We start from the raw sequence: 16,389 nt of genomic DNA, 5'->3' as shown, positions 1-16,389 counted from the left end.
CTTTTATTTATCCGGTGTCTGTCATGCCTGGAGACTCCATTGAAGAGGCCGTTATAAATAAAGAGGTTCGTTTACAGCCCCCATTGTTTCATGTAGGATATGGGTCATGGGGAGGGGAAAGTGTGGATTTTGTCAGAATGATTATCCGCCGGTTTGCTGAGCACAAGCTGCTGTTCGGTGTGTTTTTATTCAGTGCGTTTCTGGAAGTATTATATGCTTCCGCTGCTCCGCTAAGCTTGAAATACCTGGTGGATGAAGCATTCACGCCCAAGGATATTCATGCCTTTGTGCTCATTCTGGTGATCCTTCTGGGAGGCGGATTGCTCAGCATTGGTGCCAGTATCGGGGGGGATTACTCCCTGGGCAAGCTTGGCGGGAAAGTCACTCTCCAGATGAGAATGGAATTGTTCAGCCATTTGCTCAGGCAATCGCAGTCGTTCTATGGACGGTACAGGACAGGGGATCTGGTCAGCCGCTTTATTGGTGATATGTCTTCAATTGAAAGAGTCATACGCGGATCATTTCCGCTTTTTCTGCGGGAAAGCAGCAGCGTCATACTCGGACTGATCCTGTTATTCTCTCTGGAATGGAAGCTTACGCTGGCTATGCTTGCCGGCTCTGTGCTGATGTTCATTGGCCCGCGGTTGATTCAAGGCCGTGCGGAAGAGGCGAATGCTGCCTATAAGGAAGCGCAGGAACGCTTTTCCAACATGATCGATGAGACTGTCAAAGGGCAGCGTACGATCAAAAGCCTGCATCTACAGGGCAGAATAGGGGAGACAGCGGGCCGGCATATCCAGGAGCTGTTCGCTTCCGGGATTAGATTACATAGAGTCAATTCCTTAATGGAACGGCTGCCGGTGACGGCACTCCTGGTCTTGAACGGAATTATGATCGGTTTCGGCGGGTATATGATTTTTCACGATAAGATGACGGTTGGCGGCTTTATGGCTTTCTTCACGTTGTTTATGAGCGTTGGACAGGCGGCCACGAATCTCTCTTTTCTGATTCCGAGTCTGATAGAATCCAGCGTCAGCTTCCGCCGGGTCGGCGAGGTTCTGGAGCAGCAGCCGGAGGTGCAGGAAGCAGCACAGCCGCAGAGGCTCCATGCCCCGATCCCCTCCGTCCAGATGGACAAGGTCACCTTCGGATATACGGCGGAGACCGTTCAGCTGCGTGAGGTCAGCCTGCAGATTCAGGCAGGGAGTTATGTTGCATTTGTAGGCCCGAGCGGCTCCGGCAAAAGTACTGCCCTTCAGCTCCTGGCCCGTTATTATGATCCGCAGCAAGGCACCGTGCGGATTGACGGTCAGGATTTGCGCGGGGTTAGCGAAGTTTCGTTAAGAAAAGTGGCCACACTCGTGACCCAGGATACCTTTCTGTTCGAGGCCACGCTCCGTGAGAATCTGATGCTGGGTAACACAGGATTGTCAGAGGATGAGATGCTTCAGGCGGCCCGTGAGGCACGGATTCATGAGGTGGTCTCCGGCTGGCCGGATGGCTACGACACCTGGGTCCGCAGTGAAGGGGGACCGCTCTCCGGCGGGGAGCGGCAGCGGATTGCATTGGCCAGAGCCCTGCTCAGACGTCCCGGCCTACTGCTGCTGGATGAAGTAACTTCTGCACTGGATGCCGCCACTGAAGCGGATATTAACCGGCTGCTAACGAATATTAGGGGCCGGACTACCGTGGTTTCGGTTACACACAGGCTGGCATCGGTTATGCACGCAGATCTGATTTATGTCTTCAACGAAGGAAGTATTGCCGAATCCGGCACGCATAACCAGCTGCTGGCGAAGGAAGGTCTCTATAACAGCCTTTGGCAGAAGCAGCATGGGTTTCATTTGTCTTCTGATGGCTTGCATGCTTCGGTAGACATCAGCCGTTTGTCCCAGCTGCCTTTCTTTGAAGGCATCGAACGTCCATTATTGGAAGAAATATCGGGATTGTTCTCCACGGAGGTCTGCAGCGAGGGGGAAAGCCTGGTTCGTGAAGGAGAGACAGGCAACAAATTCTATATCATCGTTCGCGGCAAGTTTGAGGTGCTGAAACATTGTCCCGGACAAGAAGCGGTGCGTGTCGCCGTATTGCAGGATGGGGATCACTTTGGTGAAATGGGGCTGCTGCGGAACATCCCGCGTACAGCTACTGTACGGGCTTTGAGCAATTCCACCTTACTTTCACTGGAACGGGAGGCATTTGAGCGGATGCTAAGCCGCTATCAGCAGATGCTGCAGTCACTGGAAGATATGTTGCGGCAGCGTATGTAGCCATCTACGGTATCGATAATTATCCATGCCGAGAACCCGCTGCGGATTGCTTCTGGAGAGCGCGCATAAATCCCTATTTATGGACGCAAAAGTACATAAAAATAAGCTGTCCCCCTCCGGTAGTAGAGGGGGACAGCTGCAGGTTCACGGGGTGGAGCAGCGCTTTGCCCGCTGACCTTATATGTTAACTCTCGTAGTTGAACTGCCATTCAATGCCGAATTTATCGCGCAGACTGCCATAACATTTGCTCCAGAAGGTCTCTTGAAGCTCCATACCGACCTTCCCGCCTTCTTTCAGCTTGTGGAAGACACTCTTAATGGATTCCAGATCCTTGCTGACGAGGGACAAGCTGATGTTGTTCCCTTCAGTAAAAGCCATTCCGGGAAAGACATCGGAGAACATCACAGTGCTGCCCTCAATACTCAGACGCGTGTGCATAATTAAGTCCTTGGCGGCTTCAGGGAGCGTAAACTCCGGATTTGGCGGATTTTCCCCAAAGGTCATGAATTGCGGCGGATCTGTTTCAAAGACCTCGGCATAATACGTCACAGCTTCCCGGCAGTTTCCATTAAAATTAATATAGACATCGATGGCCAAGCTTACTCACTCCTTTTTGGGATCATAATTAGGCTTTGCGGTTCCGAAAATCAATCATTCCTATCATTTGCGTGTTCCTGTTTAAATATACCATAATGCAGATATGCCGGTGTACTAAGAAATAGCCGAATGGAGGAATGGCATGACGACGAATAGAATAATTGGAGAACGGCGGCTGAACAATCAATATATAGAAGGAACTTTGCCGGGTAAGCCGCACGAAGTTGTTGAGGCAATGGGTGCCCTTCAAGCTCAGGATTATATGCAGGCCGTCTGGGCCATCGGATCGCGGATGTCTTCTGCGGGACTGGCGGATATTGAAGCGGCTATCACTGCGCGTACCCTAGTGCTGACTTGGGTCCAGAGGGGAACGATACATTTTGTGCCTGCCGGGGACGTAAAATGGATGCTTCAGCTTGTAGCACCGCGGCTGTTGGCCCAGGCGAAACCAAGGCTTGCGCAGCTTGAGCTGGATGACAAGACGCTGGAACACTGCAGAAAGATCATCTATAACGCTTTGAAGGAGCGGGGCCTAGTGGAACGTGGTGTTCTGTTTCAGCTGCTGGAGGAGGCTGGGATCGCTACAGCCCACCAGCGAGGCTATCACATTCTGTGGCACAGCGCCTCCCAAGGTTTGATCTGCTTTGGACCGAAACAGGGTAAGCAGCAGACCTTTGTACTTTTGGACGAGTGGGTGCCTCATACCCGGGAGCTTTCATTCGAGGAATCCTGTGCGGAGCTGGCCCGGCGGTATTTCATTTCTCATGGCCCGGCAACGGTTCAGGATTTTGCCTGGTGGACGGGCATGACGGTGGCGGATGCCAGGCGCGGACTGGATAGTATCAAAAGCGAATTAGGCTGTGAAACGATCGACGGTACCGAATATTGGATGTCCTTGTCCCCGATCAAGCAGACAGCTGCTTTCGAGACATCCGGAGTACATTTGCTGGCGGGATTTGATGAGTTCATTCTGGGCTATAAAGACCGCAGCGCCGTGCTTGAACCGGAGGCGGCCCGCCTGATTGTACCCGGTAATAATGGAGTCTTCCTGCCGACGATAGTGACTGACGGCCAAGTTACAGGGACTTGGAAACGTACCCTGAAACCCAAAGGGATCGAAATCATCATCAACCCGTTCACTCCGCTTGGCGAGAAAGAAGTGCAGGTACGGCAGGCTGCTGATCGATACGCTGCTTTTATCGGGCTGCCGATATTGAAATATATTGTGAGTCCGTGTTGAAATTTTATGAACCAATTGTGTCCGTACCTGTGAGGGCATCTCTAAATGTGTGTGTAATCACAACTTGCGATTAGGGGTTCTGTTAGGCTGAAGATATCGATTGATATCTTAGGGCGATATGGAGGATAACCTTATGTTTTGTTACCAATGTGAACAGACCCCGGATGGCGGATGTACCGTCGTAGGCGTATGCGGCAAGAATGAGACGATAGCAAGCTTGCAGGATACGATGATTTTTGCGTTAAAAGGGATTGCAGCCTATGCTACACATGCCCGGCAGCTGGGATACAGTGATCCAGAGGTTGACCGGATTACCCACGAAGCTTTGTATATGACCCTGACTAATTCTAACTTTAATACGCAAGAGCATATTGACATGGCCATGAAGGTCGGCAACGCAGCCGTACGGATTATGGATGTGCTGGACCGTGCGCATACGGACCGTTTTGGCATTCCGCAGCCGATCACTGTCAGCCAGAATAAGATTGAAGGTAAATGTATCGTAGTCACCGGGCACAATCTGTATGCCCTGGAAGAGCTGCTGCAGCAGACAGAGGGGAAAGGTATCAACATCTACACCCACTCCGAAATGCTGCCGGCCCATGGTTATCCTGCATTGAAGAAATACGCTCATCTGAAAGGGAATATCGGCAAGGCCTGGTACGACCAGCGCAGATTGTTCGAGAAATTTCCTGGGGCGATTCTGGCCACAACAAACTGTGTAATGCCGATTAAAGGAACGTATGCAGACCGCTTTTTCTCCTATGAAGTTGCCGGGCTGGAAGGTGTCGAGAAGATTACGAATGACGACTTCACCCCACTGATCGAACGGGCTTTATCGCTGCCTGCGGCAGACATTGATTCCGAACAGGTGCTTACGACCGGTTATCACCACGAGACTGTCATCGGACTGGCTCCCGAGATTATCCAGGCTGTCAAAGACGGGCATATCCGCCGTTTCTTCGTGATTGCAGGCTGTGACGCTCCGGGTCCGGGCGGCAACTATTACCGCGAGCTGGCGACTTCCTTGCCCAACGATACGGTCATCTTGACCACTTCCTGCGGTAAGTTCCGCTTCAATGATGTAGATTATGGCACCGTTGGCGACACCGGAATTCCCCGGTATATTGACCTTGGACAATGCAATAATTCCGGTTCTACCGTGAAGATTGCAATGGCTCTGGCTGAGGCTTTTGGATGTACCGTGAATGAGCTGCCTGTCAGCATCGTATTGTCATGGTTTGAGCAAAAAGCAGTGGCCATCCTGCTCGGATTGTTCAGCCTTGGCATTCAGGACATCCGTATTGGACCGAAACCTCCCGAATTCATCTCGCAAGGCGTGCTGGATGTACTGGTGGAGATGTTCGGACTCAAGCTGATTACCAATGCCGAAGAAGATATGAACGCAATGTTGGCATTGTCTTAATCGGATACCGGTAAGTATAGAGTTCTGCTGCTTTGTTTTTCGGTGTGTGCAGCAAGCGAATAACAACAGGGATGTCCCTCAGTCGTTTCCATGGCTTTGGGACATCCTTTTTTTGGTTGGAAGACGGAATCAAATTTGCGATAATGGACAGGAGAGTGGTATAAAGCTATGAACCTTTGAAAGGAGTGTAAGGATGAAGCATGCTGTAGCAATATGGACAGGGGATTGTGAGAGCGCAGAAGCGCTGGATGAGTATACCAATGGCACCTACGATGAAGAAGGTGAATATGTGCGTTCCGATTTCATGAAGGACACAGGGATCGAGTGGCTGGACATGGATTTTATGGAAATTCATTATATTCAAGATGAGCAGGGACTAAAGGAGCTGCTGGAGTATCTCCGGCATGACTATTCTCAGGACGAAGCCTTCCGAAACCAGCTGCCGCCGGAAATGGACCAAGCTCTGGCTGCAGGCAATGCCGTGATTTTGCTGTATGGTAATGATTCGCTTTACGGTCCCGTTAATGAGTTTTTGCTCCGCAGCACGGATGCTGACTTTTCCGGGGAAGCTGCGGCGTTCACCATTCAGACCCTCGTGCGTTATGAGACTCCCGAGAAATAGGGAAAAGGAGAAGCCTATGGATAACAACAAAACTAATGTTGAATCGATTGATGAATATATCGCCGCTTTTTCTCCCGAGGTTCAACAGATCCTGCAAGAGATAAGACAAGGAATCAGAGATTCCGCCCCGGAGGCACGGGAAAAAATCAGTTACCAGATGCCGACGTTTGAACAGCACGGGAATCTGGTTCATTTTGCCGCCTATAGCAATCACATCGGATTCTATCCGGCTCCCAGCGGTATTGAAGCTTTTAAAGAGGAACTAGCTGGTTATAAAAGCTCAAAAGGGGCCATCCAATTTCCGCTTGCGCAACCTGTGCCTTTGGAATTAATCAGCCGCATCGTTAAATTCCGTGTGGCAGAGAACGCTGAAAAAGCTGCACTTAAAAAAGAAGCAAAAAAGAAGCGGAAATAGTTAAAAAATAAACTAAACATTGTGAATTATATCACATTAAATCTTAAATTTTTGAACTATTATAAAGCCATAAAGCATAGGGGGAATTATTGATGAAATTTGCAAAACATTTGCTTGTGGCAGGAATTGCAGTAGCGGTATTATCGGGGTGTGGCGGGAATGATAAAGCGAACACTGCCAATCAGGCAGCCAGTCCGGCTCCTGCAGCAGAACAGGTGGATGCCGTGACTACAGCGTCTATCGTTAACCAAGGTGATGCCTTCAAACAAGCGGTAAGCGAAAGCGGCACCTGGATCATTGCTACTCTTAACGATGTAACCTTGGAGGAAGAAGTGACAGTTGCCGGTGAATTCCATGATAAAGGGGCAGCGGACCGCGATGTTTACCGCAAGATTGCCTTATATGCCCAGGATGCAGATCATAAGATCACGGCAAGCTACACATTGACTGTACCTAAGTTGACCGTACAAAGCGAGAATTTGCGAGTTCAAGGCGGAACCATCAAAGGTGATGTTTACGTAGAAGCCAAAGGCTTTAATCTGCATGAGTCGGCAACCATTGACGGCAACCTGTACTTTGCCAGCGAAGATGTGAAAGCAACTGCTGTAATTGATGGTAAAGTGACTGGCGCTACCGAAGTTAAATAAGATTGTCTCTTCTCATTTAAGAGAACAAGGAGGTCTCCAAGCCATTGTAAATGGTGGGGGCCTCCTTTTTTTGTCCACATGAAAGGCAAGGGGAGTGACCTTTAATTTCGTGGGAGTTTGCTGCCATACTGCACCCTCAACCGCTGCAGCTTGTCCAGGTTACCCAGACTGTCCTCTTTGCGGGAGAGGCCCACCCCAAGAATCAAATTCTCAATAATATACGTAGGGCCCGCCATGGAGTGGAATTCCCAAACCTCGCCCCGCCCGGCGTAGAGAACAACTTCTGCCTCCTGAGCCCGGGGGTATACCAGCCTGTCCGTAATCAGGATCACCGGATACCCCGCTTCACGCGCATAGTCAAGGATAACCTCTGTCTCCGGCAGCAGATGAACAAATCCGAAGATCAGTACCGCATCCTTGCCCCCCGCATGCAGCAGTGACTCCAACAGCTCATGCCCGCTTGGGGCCATGATCTTCAGATTAAGCCCAAAGCGGGCCATGCGGTAGCGCATAAATTCAGCCAAGCCGGCACAAGGCCCGGGACTGTATACATAAACAGTATTGGCCTCCGACAGAATGTTCACGGCTCGCTGCAACTGATCGTCTCTTAAGTAGCGGCGTGTTTCCTGCAGATGATGCGTGCAAATATCAAGCAAGGTTTGTGGCAGTGAATTATCGTCGGTTCGTTCGATCGCGTCACGCATTTTCACAGAAGGTGTTGACTCCAAACGGAAGCGCAGGCGGTTTTTGAAATCCTTGGCATGCCTGTATTGCATACCCACGCCAACTTGTCCAAGAAATCCGGTTTCTCTCTCGATTATTTCCGGGAAATGGTGACCGAAGCCAAAGCGAACGGGTTGCAGGCGCTGGCCCTGACAGAACATTTTAATACAGCTAATTTTTGCGGGATGTATGATACGCTGGACAACACCTATCCTTACAACGGCCATTATTATGACGCGGAGGGTTTGATGGTATTTCCGGGGATGGAGGTGGATATCGCCGAGACCGGCCATATTCTGTTAATCGGGCAAAAAGAGCATATTCTGGCTGTCCGCTCGCGCCTGGAGGACCATACCCAAGACGGTGAATTTATCTCCTTCCGGAATCTGCTGGACCTGGCCGATGCCTTTGGCCTATGGAAGATTGGTGCCCATCCGTTCCGGGTATCTACCCCTCTGCATCATCTGGACCCAATATTGCTGCGTCGCCTGGACGCGCTGGATCTCAACGCCAAGGATATTTACAGCCAGGGCGAATCTGTTTACCGGCAGCTTATCATGCCCTTTGCCGAGAACCTTGGGCTTCCTGTTATCGGCGGAAGTGACAGCCATCAATGTCTGCAGTATGGCAGTGTCGTCAACCGTCTGCGCACAGCCTGTGTAACCGTGGAGGAGCTGAAGTCGGTTATCCGCGAAGGCGAGTATGAAATTGTGGTTTCTCCTTGTCTTCCCGAGAAGGTAAAGGGGGCCGTCATGATGAAAAAGCTGCTTAAGCAGATGCTGGGCGAAGCCCCATCCAGAGATGAAGTGCATAATTAGCAATAGTCTTATATATTTTTCTTTTATAGAAGTCCCTGCAGAGTGATTCTGCAGGGGCTTCTTCTGTAACTAACACGTTTAGTCTTTTGACCGGGTAATCAGTGATTGACATCCTAAGTGTTTGAACTATAATATTAGTAGACCGACGGTCAGTCTATAAATGTGGAGGCAGTTACGATGAGAGTATCCAAAGAACCCGAAGAACGCCGAAATGAAATTTTAGATACGGCAGAATTGCTTTTTTTCAGTAAAGGTTATACCAAAACAACCATAAACGATATGCTGCAGGCCATCGGAATTGCCAAAGGCACCTTCTATTATTATTTCAAATCCAAGGAGGAGGTAATGGATGCCGTTGTGCAACGGATTATCGAGGCTGGTGTCGCCGCTGCCAAGCAGATTGCCATGGACCCGAAGCTTACTGTGCATGAGAAGCTGCTGCGGATCGTGATGGCGCAAAAGCCGGATGCTGCTGGCAGAAAAAGTCACCTGATCGAGCAGTTCCACGAGGCCGACAATGCCCAGCTGCACCAGAAAAGTTTGACGGAGACCATTTTGCAGCTGACTCCTGTATTGACCGGCGTAATTAAACAGGGAGTTGAGGAGCAGCTCTTCCATACCCCATATCCGCAGGAATCGATTGAGTTTCTGTTGATTTCCTCCCAGTTCTTGTTTGATGAGGGGTTGTTTCATTGGACACCCGAGGAAATGATGCAGAAGATCCAGGCCTTCATCTACATTATGGAGACTACGCTGGGGGCCAAGAAGGGCAGCTTCTCTTATGTCACCCAAATGTTTGCACAGCTGCCCCAGGATGAAGGAGGCGAGAGGAGAGATTGAGCCATAAATCCTTTGGGAAATTCCTGGTGTTGTGGACAGGGGAGTGGATATCCAGCATAGGCAGCGGCCTGACGGCTTTTGCGCTTGGCATCTATGTCTATCAAATGACACAGACGGCGGCCAGTGTTGCACTGGTAACCTTATGTGCATTTCTCCCTTCTATACTGCTTAGTCCTCTGGGCGGCGTATTGGCAGACCGCTTTGACCGGCGGCTGCTGATGATGATCGGCGACCTGTTCTCGGCTTGTGGTCTTGTGTTTATCCTGATGGCTGTGCTGACGGGTGAGCCTGCCCTGTGGCAGATCTGTCTGGGGGTTATGTTCAGCTCGGTATTTGTCTCACTGCTCGAACCTGCTTATAAGGCTACGATAACGGATTTATTGACAGAAGAGCAGTTCGCCAAGGCCAGTGGCCTGGTTCAGCTGGCCTCCTCCTCCAAATACCTTCTCTCCCCGGTCATCGCCGGCATCCTGCTGGGATTTATGGACATCCAGAGTATTCTGATCATTGATATTTCTACTTTTTTTGTTACATTGCTTACCGTGTTTGCTGTCAAAAGGAAGATGCAGATTATACATAAAGCAAAGGCTCGGCAATCATTGATTCATGACTTGAAGGAAGGCTGGGAGGCTCTGGTCTCGGCGAAAGGGGTTCTGCACCTCACTCTCATTCTGTCCGTGGTTACCTTTTATATGGGCTTTCTCCAGACCTTGTTTACACCGATGCTGCTTCCCTTGACAGATTCCCGGACGCTGGGGACGATCATGTCCATAAGCGCTGCAGGGATGCTCATCGGGAGTTTGGTTATCGGTATTTTCAGCATCGGCGGCAAATTTACCAGCGTATTGGCTATCAGCCTGGGTTTTGCCGGCATCTGCTTTTCTCTGACCGGTTTGAGCACCAATATTTACTTCATCACCTTGGCAGGCTTTTGCTTTTTTGCGGCTCTCCCCTTTATAAATACCACCGCTGACGTTATGATCCGCAAGAATATTGCCAATGAGACCCAAGGCAGGGTGTGGGGCATGATTGGCATCTTATCACAGCTTGGTTATGTGGCTGCGTACGCGCTCTCCGGTATTTTGGCGGATCAAGTCTTTAACCCGCTGCTGCGGGAGGGCGGACTATTGGCTGCTACAGTAGGGAGAGTGGTTGGGATTGGCGAGGGCCGGGGAATTGGTTTATTATTTATCGTCTCCGGCTTGCTGATTGGCATGCTTGCCATCGTCATTCCCCGCATCAGATCCATCCGGGTTCTGGAATAACGGCAGTTTCTAAGTTAAGAACGGGAGGAGAGGCAAATTCATGCTGCTGCAAATTGTAAAACGCGATTTTCAAAGAAATAAGATCATCACTCTGGTGCTGTTTGTATTTATATTGCTGTCAGCCCTGCTTATGGCCGCAGCTTCCCACATGATTATGGAGCTGTCCGGCTCCTTGAATCATCTGCTGGCCCAATCCAAAGCCCCCCATTACGTGCAGATGCATGCCGGACCGCTTGACAGGGACACTGTTCAGCGCTTTGTATCGGAGCAACCACTGATAGCGGACCAGCAGACGGTGGAAATGCTCGGGATTGACGGCTCACATATATTCCTTGGTCCGAGCGGACAATCGGAAGAGAACAGCGTAATGGACATCGGCTTTGTAAGACAGAACCCTTCTTTTGATTTGCTCCTGAATCTCGATAATCAGGTCATCCAGGTAGCTGCGGGAGAAATTGCGGTTCCTATCTATTACATGCAGCAGCACAATCTGAAGATTGGTGATCCCGTCCGTATTGCAAGCGGGACCTTTGAGCAGGAATTTACCATTGCCCATTTTGTGCGTGATGTGCAAATGAATCCGTCCATTGTCAGCTCCAAACGTTTTGTGGTGAACGATGCTGATTTCAGAAGACTTCAGGGAAACCTCGGCGAGATCGAATATCTGCTTGAATTTCAGCTTACCGATCTGAGCAAGCTTAGTGAATTCAGCAATGCCTATCAAGCTTCGGACATGCCGAATAAAGGGCCCGCGATTGATTATTCTTTATTCAAGACACTAAATGCCCTGACCGACGGAATTATCGCAATCGTCATTATACTGGTAAGCTTTCTGCTGATGCTGATTGCCGTGTTATGTCTGCGATTTACGATGATTGCCACTATGGAGGAGGATTACAGAGAGATTGGTGTCATGAAAGCGATCGGCATCCCGCAGCAGGAGATCAAACGGATTTATTTGGCCAAATACACCGTTATAGCAGCACTGTCATCGCTTGGCGGCTATTTCATCTCACTTGCTGTGATGCGGTTATTTACAGCCAACATCAGTCTGTATCTGGGAGCTGCTCCGAACAGCTGGCTTAAGCATACTGTACCCGTTCTGGCGGTGTGTCTGATCTTTGGAATGGTTATACTGTTCTGCCGGATGATTCTGAGAAGGTTGAGCCGTATATCGGCAGTGGAAGCTCTGCGTTCAGGAACAGTTCATGAGAAGCGTTCAGGTGCCCGCTGGTTAAAGCTCGACAAGCGCAAATATATGAAGGTAAATACCTTTCTTGGACTAAAGGATCTGATGGCACGGATTTCCACGTTCACACTGCTGTTGTTCGTCTATGTCATTTGTGTATTTATCATCATTGTGCCGGTAAATTTGTTGAATACGCTGCAGTCTCCCGGTTTCGTTGCGTACATGGGGGTAGGCCAAAGTGATATTCGTATTGATTTACAGCAGTCGAAGGATACTGAGCAACGGTTTGAACGTTTGACTGCTGCCATTGACAATGACCCGGAGATCAAGCGGTATTCACCGCTGATTACTTCACGTTTTAAGGTGCTCGGCGGCGATGGTGTGTGGGAGAATCTTAACGTGGAGAGTGGGGATTTCTCGATCTTTCCATTGTCCTATATAAGCGGAGCGGCTCCTGGCAATAACAATGAACTCGCGCTTTCAGATCTGAATGCAAGCGAACTGGATAAAAAGGTCGGGGACACGCTGGTCCTCCTGGTGGGTGGAGCCGAAAAGGAAATGAAGGTCAGCGGGATCTATCAGGATATCACCAACGGAGGCAGGACAGCCAAGGCGCAGCTGCCCCATGATCCTAACAGTGTGCTCTGGTATGTCGTGGCGCTGGATGTGTTGCCCGGGGTTTCGGTTCAGGCGAAAATGGACCAGTATGCCGAAGCCTTTTACCCGGCTAAAATTACTCATCTGCAAAGCTATCTCTCCCAGACTCTGGGCAATACCATTAGCCAGCTCAAGCTGGTTACCCTGCTGGCGGCAGGGATTGGCTTATCGATTTCTATCTTGATAACCTCTTTGTTCCTGAAAATGCAGCTGGCCAAGGATTCCCCGCAAATGGCTATTATGCGCAGTCTGGGCTTCACACGGCAGGATATCCGCATGCAGTATTTGGTAAGATTGCTGCTGATCTCAGTGACAGGCATTCTCTTTGGAATCTTGGCCTCAGGCACAATCGGGCAAAGTCTGGTCGGGCTGCTGGGTTCGTTTATGGGGGCTTCCAGAATTCAGCTGGTGGTCAATCCGGCAGCGGCCTATCTGCTTCTTCCGGCAGTTTTGCTGCTGGTGGTGACGGTTACCACTTTGGTGAGCAGCCGGTCGAGGGGAACATCCAGTATAACGAAACAAATTGTTGCATAGGGGGAGAGATCATGTTTATCTTGGAGACGAAGGGCTTAAGCAAGGATTATGTGACAGGCCAGAATCTTCGGCAGCCGGTGCTGAAAGAAATAGACCTGCAGATCTGGCCGGGGGAATTCGTTGCCCTGATGGGTCCATCGGGTTCTGGCAAATCCACACTGCTCTATACGGTCAGCGGGATGGACGAAATGACAGCGGGGAGCGTTGTTTTTAATGGACAGGAGCTTGCAGGTCTTTCCGAGAATGAATTAGCGGGACTACGTCTGAACAAGATGGGATTTATTTTTCAGCAAATGCATTTGCTCAAGAATCTGAACATCCGGGATAACATCATTTTGTCCGCTTACCAGGCAAACAACAGCAGCCGCAGCGCCATTAATCATAGAGCAGCTGAGTTAATGAGGAAATCCGGTATTTCCGCCCTGGCCGAGCGTGACATTACACAGGTGTCGGGTGGCCAGCTGCAGCGTGCAGCCATCTGCCGGGCTTTGATCAATGAACCGGATATCCTGTTCGGGGATGAGCCGACCGGTGCGCTGAACTCAAAGTCAGCCGGCGAAATCATGGATATCCTGGCGGAGATCAACCTTTCAGGCACCACTATTCTAATGGCCACCCACGATACGAAGGTTGCGGCGAAGGCCGAACGTGTCTTATATATGCTCGACGGCAGTATAGCAGGTGAGCATCGGCTGGGTAAATATAACAGCACTGAAGATGACTCTAAAGAGCGGGAGGAAAAGCTTGCTGCATGGCTGTTCAAGATGGGATTTTAGCAAAGGGAGGCAATATAGCTTAAGATTTTTGTAAGATACAGATAAGAAAAAAGAAAACTTCACTGGATACAATGGGAATAGAAAGACAATTACCGTTGTAGAGAAAGGTGAATGTTATGGGCTTCAAAATACGCAAAAGTACGATCCAGTCTGTCTGGATGCTGTGGGAAAAAGCATTTGCCCTGTTGTCCCACTTTCGTGGATCGCACACGGCGCGATTTGGCATATGTACGGTGATGCTAAAAAAACACCGGGGAGAGGCCATAATCTGTGAGGATGCGACAGTTATCCATAAAGGGGAATGGGTGGGGGAGATTCACCTGGACAATGGGACCATCCTCAAGCTGATTCAATCCGAAGGTGCGGACCGGGCTGCACTCCAGACAGCCCGGCTGCTGCGGCAATCGATGAAGCAAATTAATGTTGCTTTTGAATCGCAAGCCGAATTCAGGGACGTCAAGGCTTTGATGGGGATTACACTGCTCCACCGGGGGTTGATACACGGACTGGGATTTGAACAACGGCAGATGAAGCCCGGTCTGTTTGAACATATCACAACCCTTTATCTTCGTTTGCTGCTGTCCGCCATGCATCCGGACGGAAGAGAACGGATCGGCCGGAGGACTGACAAGCTGGTGCCGATGCTGCTGATCCACTCGCGGACTTCACTGAGGAACCGCTTCGCTCCCGCAGCGAATCTGCCTTGTTAAGGGGTGGCGGAGGAATATGATACTTGCTTATTTGGCAGGGGCGGGGTTAGGCCTCGCCACTTTGTATATGTTTATCCCAAGTATACTGACAAGAATGATCGGCTGGGGGGTTCTTCGCAAGGGACACACGAAGCACCGGGCAGCGTTCACTTTTGATGATGGGCCACATCCGCAATATACACCCAGGCTGCTGGATCTTTTGAAGCAGCATCAAGTGAAAGCTACCTTTTTTGTACTTGGCTCCCAAGCAGAGCAGTACCCGGAGTTAATCCGCAGGATGCACCGGGAAGGGCATCAGATCGGCATTCATAACTATGAGCATATCTCCAACTGGCTGATGCTGCCAGGGACCATTCGGCGTGAGCATTTGGAGCGTTCAGCGGATATTATTGAATCCATCATTGGAATACGCCCGAGCTACTACCGTCCGCCCTGGGGCTTAATCAATATCTTTGATTTCTTCCTCCGCAAGCCCTACCGGATCGCGTTATGGTCGTTAATCGCCGGAGACTGGAGCAGCAGGGTCTGCCGGACCAAACTGCGTTCAACACTCTTAAGCCAAATTACAGATGGCACTGTAGTTGTGCTTCATGACAGCGGTGAAGCGCCCGGTGCTGACCGGAATGCGCCCTATTTTATGCTGGAAGCGCTGGAGGAGGTGCTGGGTCAGCTGCAATCCAGGGACCTGCAATTCGTCCGGCTGGATGAACTGGCAGTCCACGGGTGATCAGTGAACCAGAAGACAAAACAGGGATTCACCCGTTAGGGGAGAATCCTTGTTTTGCTATTCACTTTACTGCATGTACCGCTACTTTCAGAGCCGAAGCAAAGATGATGAGCACGTTCCCGCCAATAAGGGGATCAATGAAGCTCGGATTAGAGAAGGAGTCTTTTCACTGCACTTTGTACATCAGGCTGCGAGTCCATCCGGCTTTTTTTCGATTTAACTGCATTAACTGCATCAGGAATAGCAGAAAGGGCTGGGAAACGCTTGATTACTGGATTTTCCCTGTACGAAATACATCAGAATGGATTTTTTAACGCTCCGGGAGCGATTGTGCTGCACTAAATACATTCGAGCGAGCGGTGTTTCAGCACAGACCGTTCCAAGCCCAAAATCCGCCGAAAGTTCGCTGGCCCATTTGACTGCGGTAAATCGGCACACAGCACCTTTGATCTGGTCATTTTGTGAGCGTAACCTTTTTTTCAAATTTGCCTGTAAAAATGTTATGTTGTAGTTAAATGTCCAATAGAGGAGGATGAACACTATGCAAAATATCATTCCTGCGTTTCGTATTACGAACTATTCCGTCAGCAAGGAGTTTTATGTACAAGGACTGGGTTTTAAGGTCGACTGGGAACATCAGTTTGAGCCGGATTTTCCGGTCTTTGCCCAATTGACAAGGGATGAAATGACCCTCTATTTAACGGAGCATACCGGGGATTGCCAGGTTGGGGGGCTCATTCACTTGTTCGTTCCCAATGTAGATGAATGGTACAGCGAGTTCATGAGCAATCCCTTAATTGGACCTATCGAGCCGCCTGATGAGCAAATTGAAGGCTTGCGGATGATGAACGTGACCGACCCGGATGGCAATCAGCTGCGTATTTGTACCCGCATATAGGTAGTTAAATCGGTTTTAGGAGGAGATGGGAAAC

16 protein-coding genes are annotated in these 16,389 nt (G+C 50.0%); 14 read left to right on the top strand and 2 right to left on the bottom strand.

Going from position 1 to position 16,389, the window contains the following annotated elements; translation table 11 throughout:
- Nucleotides 1-122 precede the first annotated feature (122 nt).
- Nucleotides 123-2,270 (top strand): ABC transporter transmembrane domain-containing protein, encoded by a 2,148-nt coding sequence (locus IEY53_RS26280; RefSeq protein ID WP_189030281.1) that lies wholly within the window; start codon nucleotides 123-125, stop codon nucleotides 2,268-2,270.
- A gap of 184 nt (nucleotides 2,271-2,454) precedes the next feature.
- On the opposite strand, the gene IEY53_RS26275 is transcribed toward IEY53_RS26280, so the two are convergent.
- Nucleotides 2,455-2,868, bottom strand: coding sequence for a VOC family protein (locus IEY53_RS26275; RefSeq protein WP_189030279.1), 414 nt, complete (start codon nucleotides 2,866-2,868; stop codon nucleotides 2,455-2,457).
- A gap of 142 nt (nucleotides 2,869-3,010) precedes the next feature.
- Here IEY53_RS26275 and IEY53_RS26270 point away from each other — a divergent pair, with 142 nt between their 5' ends.
- From IEY53_RS26270 to IEY53_RS26250, 5 genes are all read left to right on the top strand, one after another.
- Nucleotides 3,011-4,108 (top strand): winged helix DNA-binding domain-containing protein, encoded by a 1,098-nt coding sequence (locus tag IEY53_RS26270; RefSeq protein ID WP_189030277.1) that lies wholly within the window; start codon nucleotides 3,011-3,013, stop codon nucleotides 4,106-4,108.
- Between the two features lie 133 nt (nucleotides 4,109-4,241).
- Nucleotides 4,242-5,534 carry a hydroxylamine reductase gene (gene hcp / locus IEY53_RS26265; protein ID WP_189030275.1) on the top strand — a complete coding sequence of 431 codons (1,293 nt, stop codon included), beginning with the start codon at nucleotides 4,242-4,244 and terminating at the stop codon, nucleotides 5,532-5,534.
- Between the two features lie 193 nt (nucleotides 5,535-5,727).
- Nucleotides 5,728-6,156: an immunity 22 family protein gene (locus IEY53_RS26260; protein WP_189030273.1), complete on the top strand. Its 429-nt coding sequence runs from the start codon at nucleotides 5,728-5,730 to the stop codon at nucleotides 6,154-6,156.
- Between the two features lie 16 nt (nucleotides 6,157-6,172).
- Nucleotides 6,173-6,571, top strand: coding sequence for an iron chaperone (locus IEY53_RS26255; RefSeq protein WP_189030271.1), 399 nt, complete (start codon nucleotides 6,173-6,175; stop codon nucleotides 6,569-6,571).
- A gap of 92 nt (nucleotides 6,572-6,663) precedes the next feature.
- Nucleotides 6,664-7,218, top strand: coding sequence for a polymer-forming cytoskeletal protein (locus IEY53_RS26250; RefSeq protein ID WP_189030268.1), 555 nt, complete (start codon nucleotides 6,664-6,666; stop codon nucleotides 7,216-7,218).
- 101 nt (nucleotides 7,219-7,319) lie between these two features.
- Here the strand turns inward: IEY53_RS26250 and IEY53_RS26245 are convergent, their stop codons facing one another.
- On the bottom strand, nucleotides 7,320-7,994 hold the full coding sequence (locus IEY53_RS26245; RefSeq protein WP_189030266.1) for a MurR/RpiR family transcriptional regulator: 675 nt from the start codon (nucleotides 7,992-7,994) through the stop codon (nucleotides 7,320-7,322).
- Here IEY53_RS26245 and IEY53_RS26240 point away from each other — a divergent pair.
- The 8 genes from IEY53_RS26240 (at nucleotide 7,980) to IEY53_RS26205 (ending at nucleotide 16,355) form a co-directional block, all read left to right on the top strand.
- The gene (locus IEY53_RS26240) at nucleotides 7,980-8,759 is read left to right on the top strand and encodes a PHP domain-containing protein (protein WP_189030264.1); all 780 of its coding nucleotides are present in this window, start codon (nucleotides 7,980-7,982) and stop codon (nucleotides 8,757-8,759) included. The two genes, IEY53_RS26245 and IEY53_RS26240, sit on opposite strands and share 15 nt — an antisense overlap.
- 177 nt (nucleotides 8,760-8,936) lie before the next feature.
- A complete protein-coding gene (locus IEY53_RS26235; RefSeq protein ID WP_189030262.1) occupies nucleotides 8,937-9,599 on the top strand; it encodes a TetR/AcrR family transcriptional regulator in 663 nt (220 codons plus the stop codon).
- The gene (locus tag IEY53_RS26230; protein ID WP_189030260.1) at nucleotides 9,596-10,864 is read left to right on the top strand and encodes an MFS transporter; all 1,269 of its coding nucleotides are present in this window, start codon (nucleotides 9,596-9,598) and stop codon (nucleotides 10,862-10,864) included. The genes IEY53_RS26235 and IEY53_RS26230 overlap by 4 nt, the downstream gene beginning before the upstream one ends.
- A gap of 40 nt (nucleotides 10,865-10,904) precedes the next feature.
- Nucleotides 10,905-13,244, top strand: coding sequence for an ABC transporter permease (locus tag IEY53_RS26225; protein ID WP_189030259.1), 2,340 nt, complete (start codon nucleotides 10,905-10,907; stop codon nucleotides 13,242-13,244).
- 8 nt (nucleotides 13,245-13,252) lie between these two features.
- Entirely contained in the window at nucleotides 13,253-14,020 is a 768-nt protein-coding gene (locus IEY53_RS26220; RefSeq protein ID WP_229696376.1) for an ABC transporter ATP-binding protein, read from the top strand.
- Nucleotides 14,021-14,136: 116 nt separating this feature from the next.
- Complete coding sequence (locus IEY53_RS26215) at nucleotides 14,137-14,730, top strand: YkoP family protein (protein ID WP_189030255.1); 594 nt, start codon at nucleotides 14,137-14,139, stop codon at nucleotides 14,728-14,730.
- Nucleotides 14,731-14,746: 16 nt separating this feature from the next.
- Nucleotides 14,747-15,457, top strand: a complete 711-nt coding sequence (locus IEY53_RS26210) for a polysaccharide deacetylase family protein (RefSeq protein WP_189030253.1) — start codon at nucleotides 14,747-14,749, stop codon at nucleotides 15,455-15,457.
- Nucleotides 15,458-15,998: 541 nt separating this feature from the next.
- Entirely contained in the window at nucleotides 15,999-16,355 is a 357-nt protein-coding gene (locus IEY53_RS26205) for a glyoxalase superfamily protein (protein WP_189030251.1), read from the top strand.
- Nucleotides 16,356-16,389: the final 34 nt, after the last annotated feature.

Origin of the sequence: Paenibacillus albidus (genome assembly GCF_014644435.1) — a bacterium.
Lineage (GTDB): Bacteria > Bacillota > Bacilli > Paenibacillales > Paenibacillaceae > Paenibacillus_AQ > Paenibacillus_AQ albidus.
Note: the sequence above shows the minus strand (reverse complement) of the source record. Positions and strands in the feature narration are given on the sequence as shown.

What these genes read in the sequence shown, in the direction of transcription:
- hcp (WP_189030275.1), top strand. Translation starts at nt 4,242, where the DNA reads ATGTTTTGTTACCAATGTGAACAGACCCCGGATGGCGGATGTACCGTC.
- IEY53_RS26225 (WP_189030259.1), top strand. Translation starts at nt 10,905, where the DNA reads ATGCTGCTGCAAATTGTAAAACGCGATTTTCAAAGAAATAAGATCATC.
- IEY53_RS26255 (WP_189030271.1), top strand. Translation starts at nt 6,173, where the DNA reads ATGGATAACAACAAAACTAATGTTGAATCGATTGATGAATATATCGCC.
- IEY53_RS26250 (WP_189030268.1), top strand. Translation starts at nt 6,664, where the DNA reads ATGAAATTTGCAAAACATTTGCTTGTGGCAGGAATTGCAGTAGCGGTA.
- IEY53_RS26270 (WP_189030277.1), top strand. Translation starts at nt 3,011, where the DNA reads ATGACGACGAATAGAATAATTGGAGAACGGCGGCTGAACAATCAATAT.
- IEY53_RS26240 (WP_189030264.1), top strand. Translation starts at nt 7,980, where the DNA reads ATGCCTGTATTGCATACCCACGCCAACTTGTCCAAGAAATCCGGTTTC.
- IEY53_RS26205 (WP_189030251.1), top strand. Translation starts at nt 15,999, where the DNA reads ATGCAAAATATCATTCCTGCGTTTCGTATTACGAACTATTCCGTCAGC.
- IEY53_RS26215 (WP_189030255.1), top strand. Translation starts at nt 14,137, where the DNA reads ATGGGCTTCAAAATACGCAAAAGTACGATCCAGTCTGTCTGGATGCTG.
- IEY53_RS26235 (WP_189030262.1), top strand. Translation starts at nt 8,937, where the DNA reads ATGAGAGTATCCAAAGAACCCGAAGAACGCCGAAATGAAATTTTAGAT.
- IEY53_RS26260 (WP_189030273.1), top strand. Translation starts at nt 5,728, where the DNA reads ATGAAGCATGCTGTAGCAATATGGACAGGGGATTGTGAGAGCGCAGAA.
- IEY53_RS26245 (WP_189030266.1), bottom strand. Translation starts at nt 7,994, where the DNA reads ATGCAATACAGGCATGCCAAGGATTTCAAAAACCGCCTGCGCTTCCGT.
- IEY53_RS26210 (WP_189030253.1), top strand. Translation starts at nt 14,747, where the DNA reads ATGATACTTGCTTATTTGGCAGGGGCGGGGTTAGGCCTCGCCACTTTG.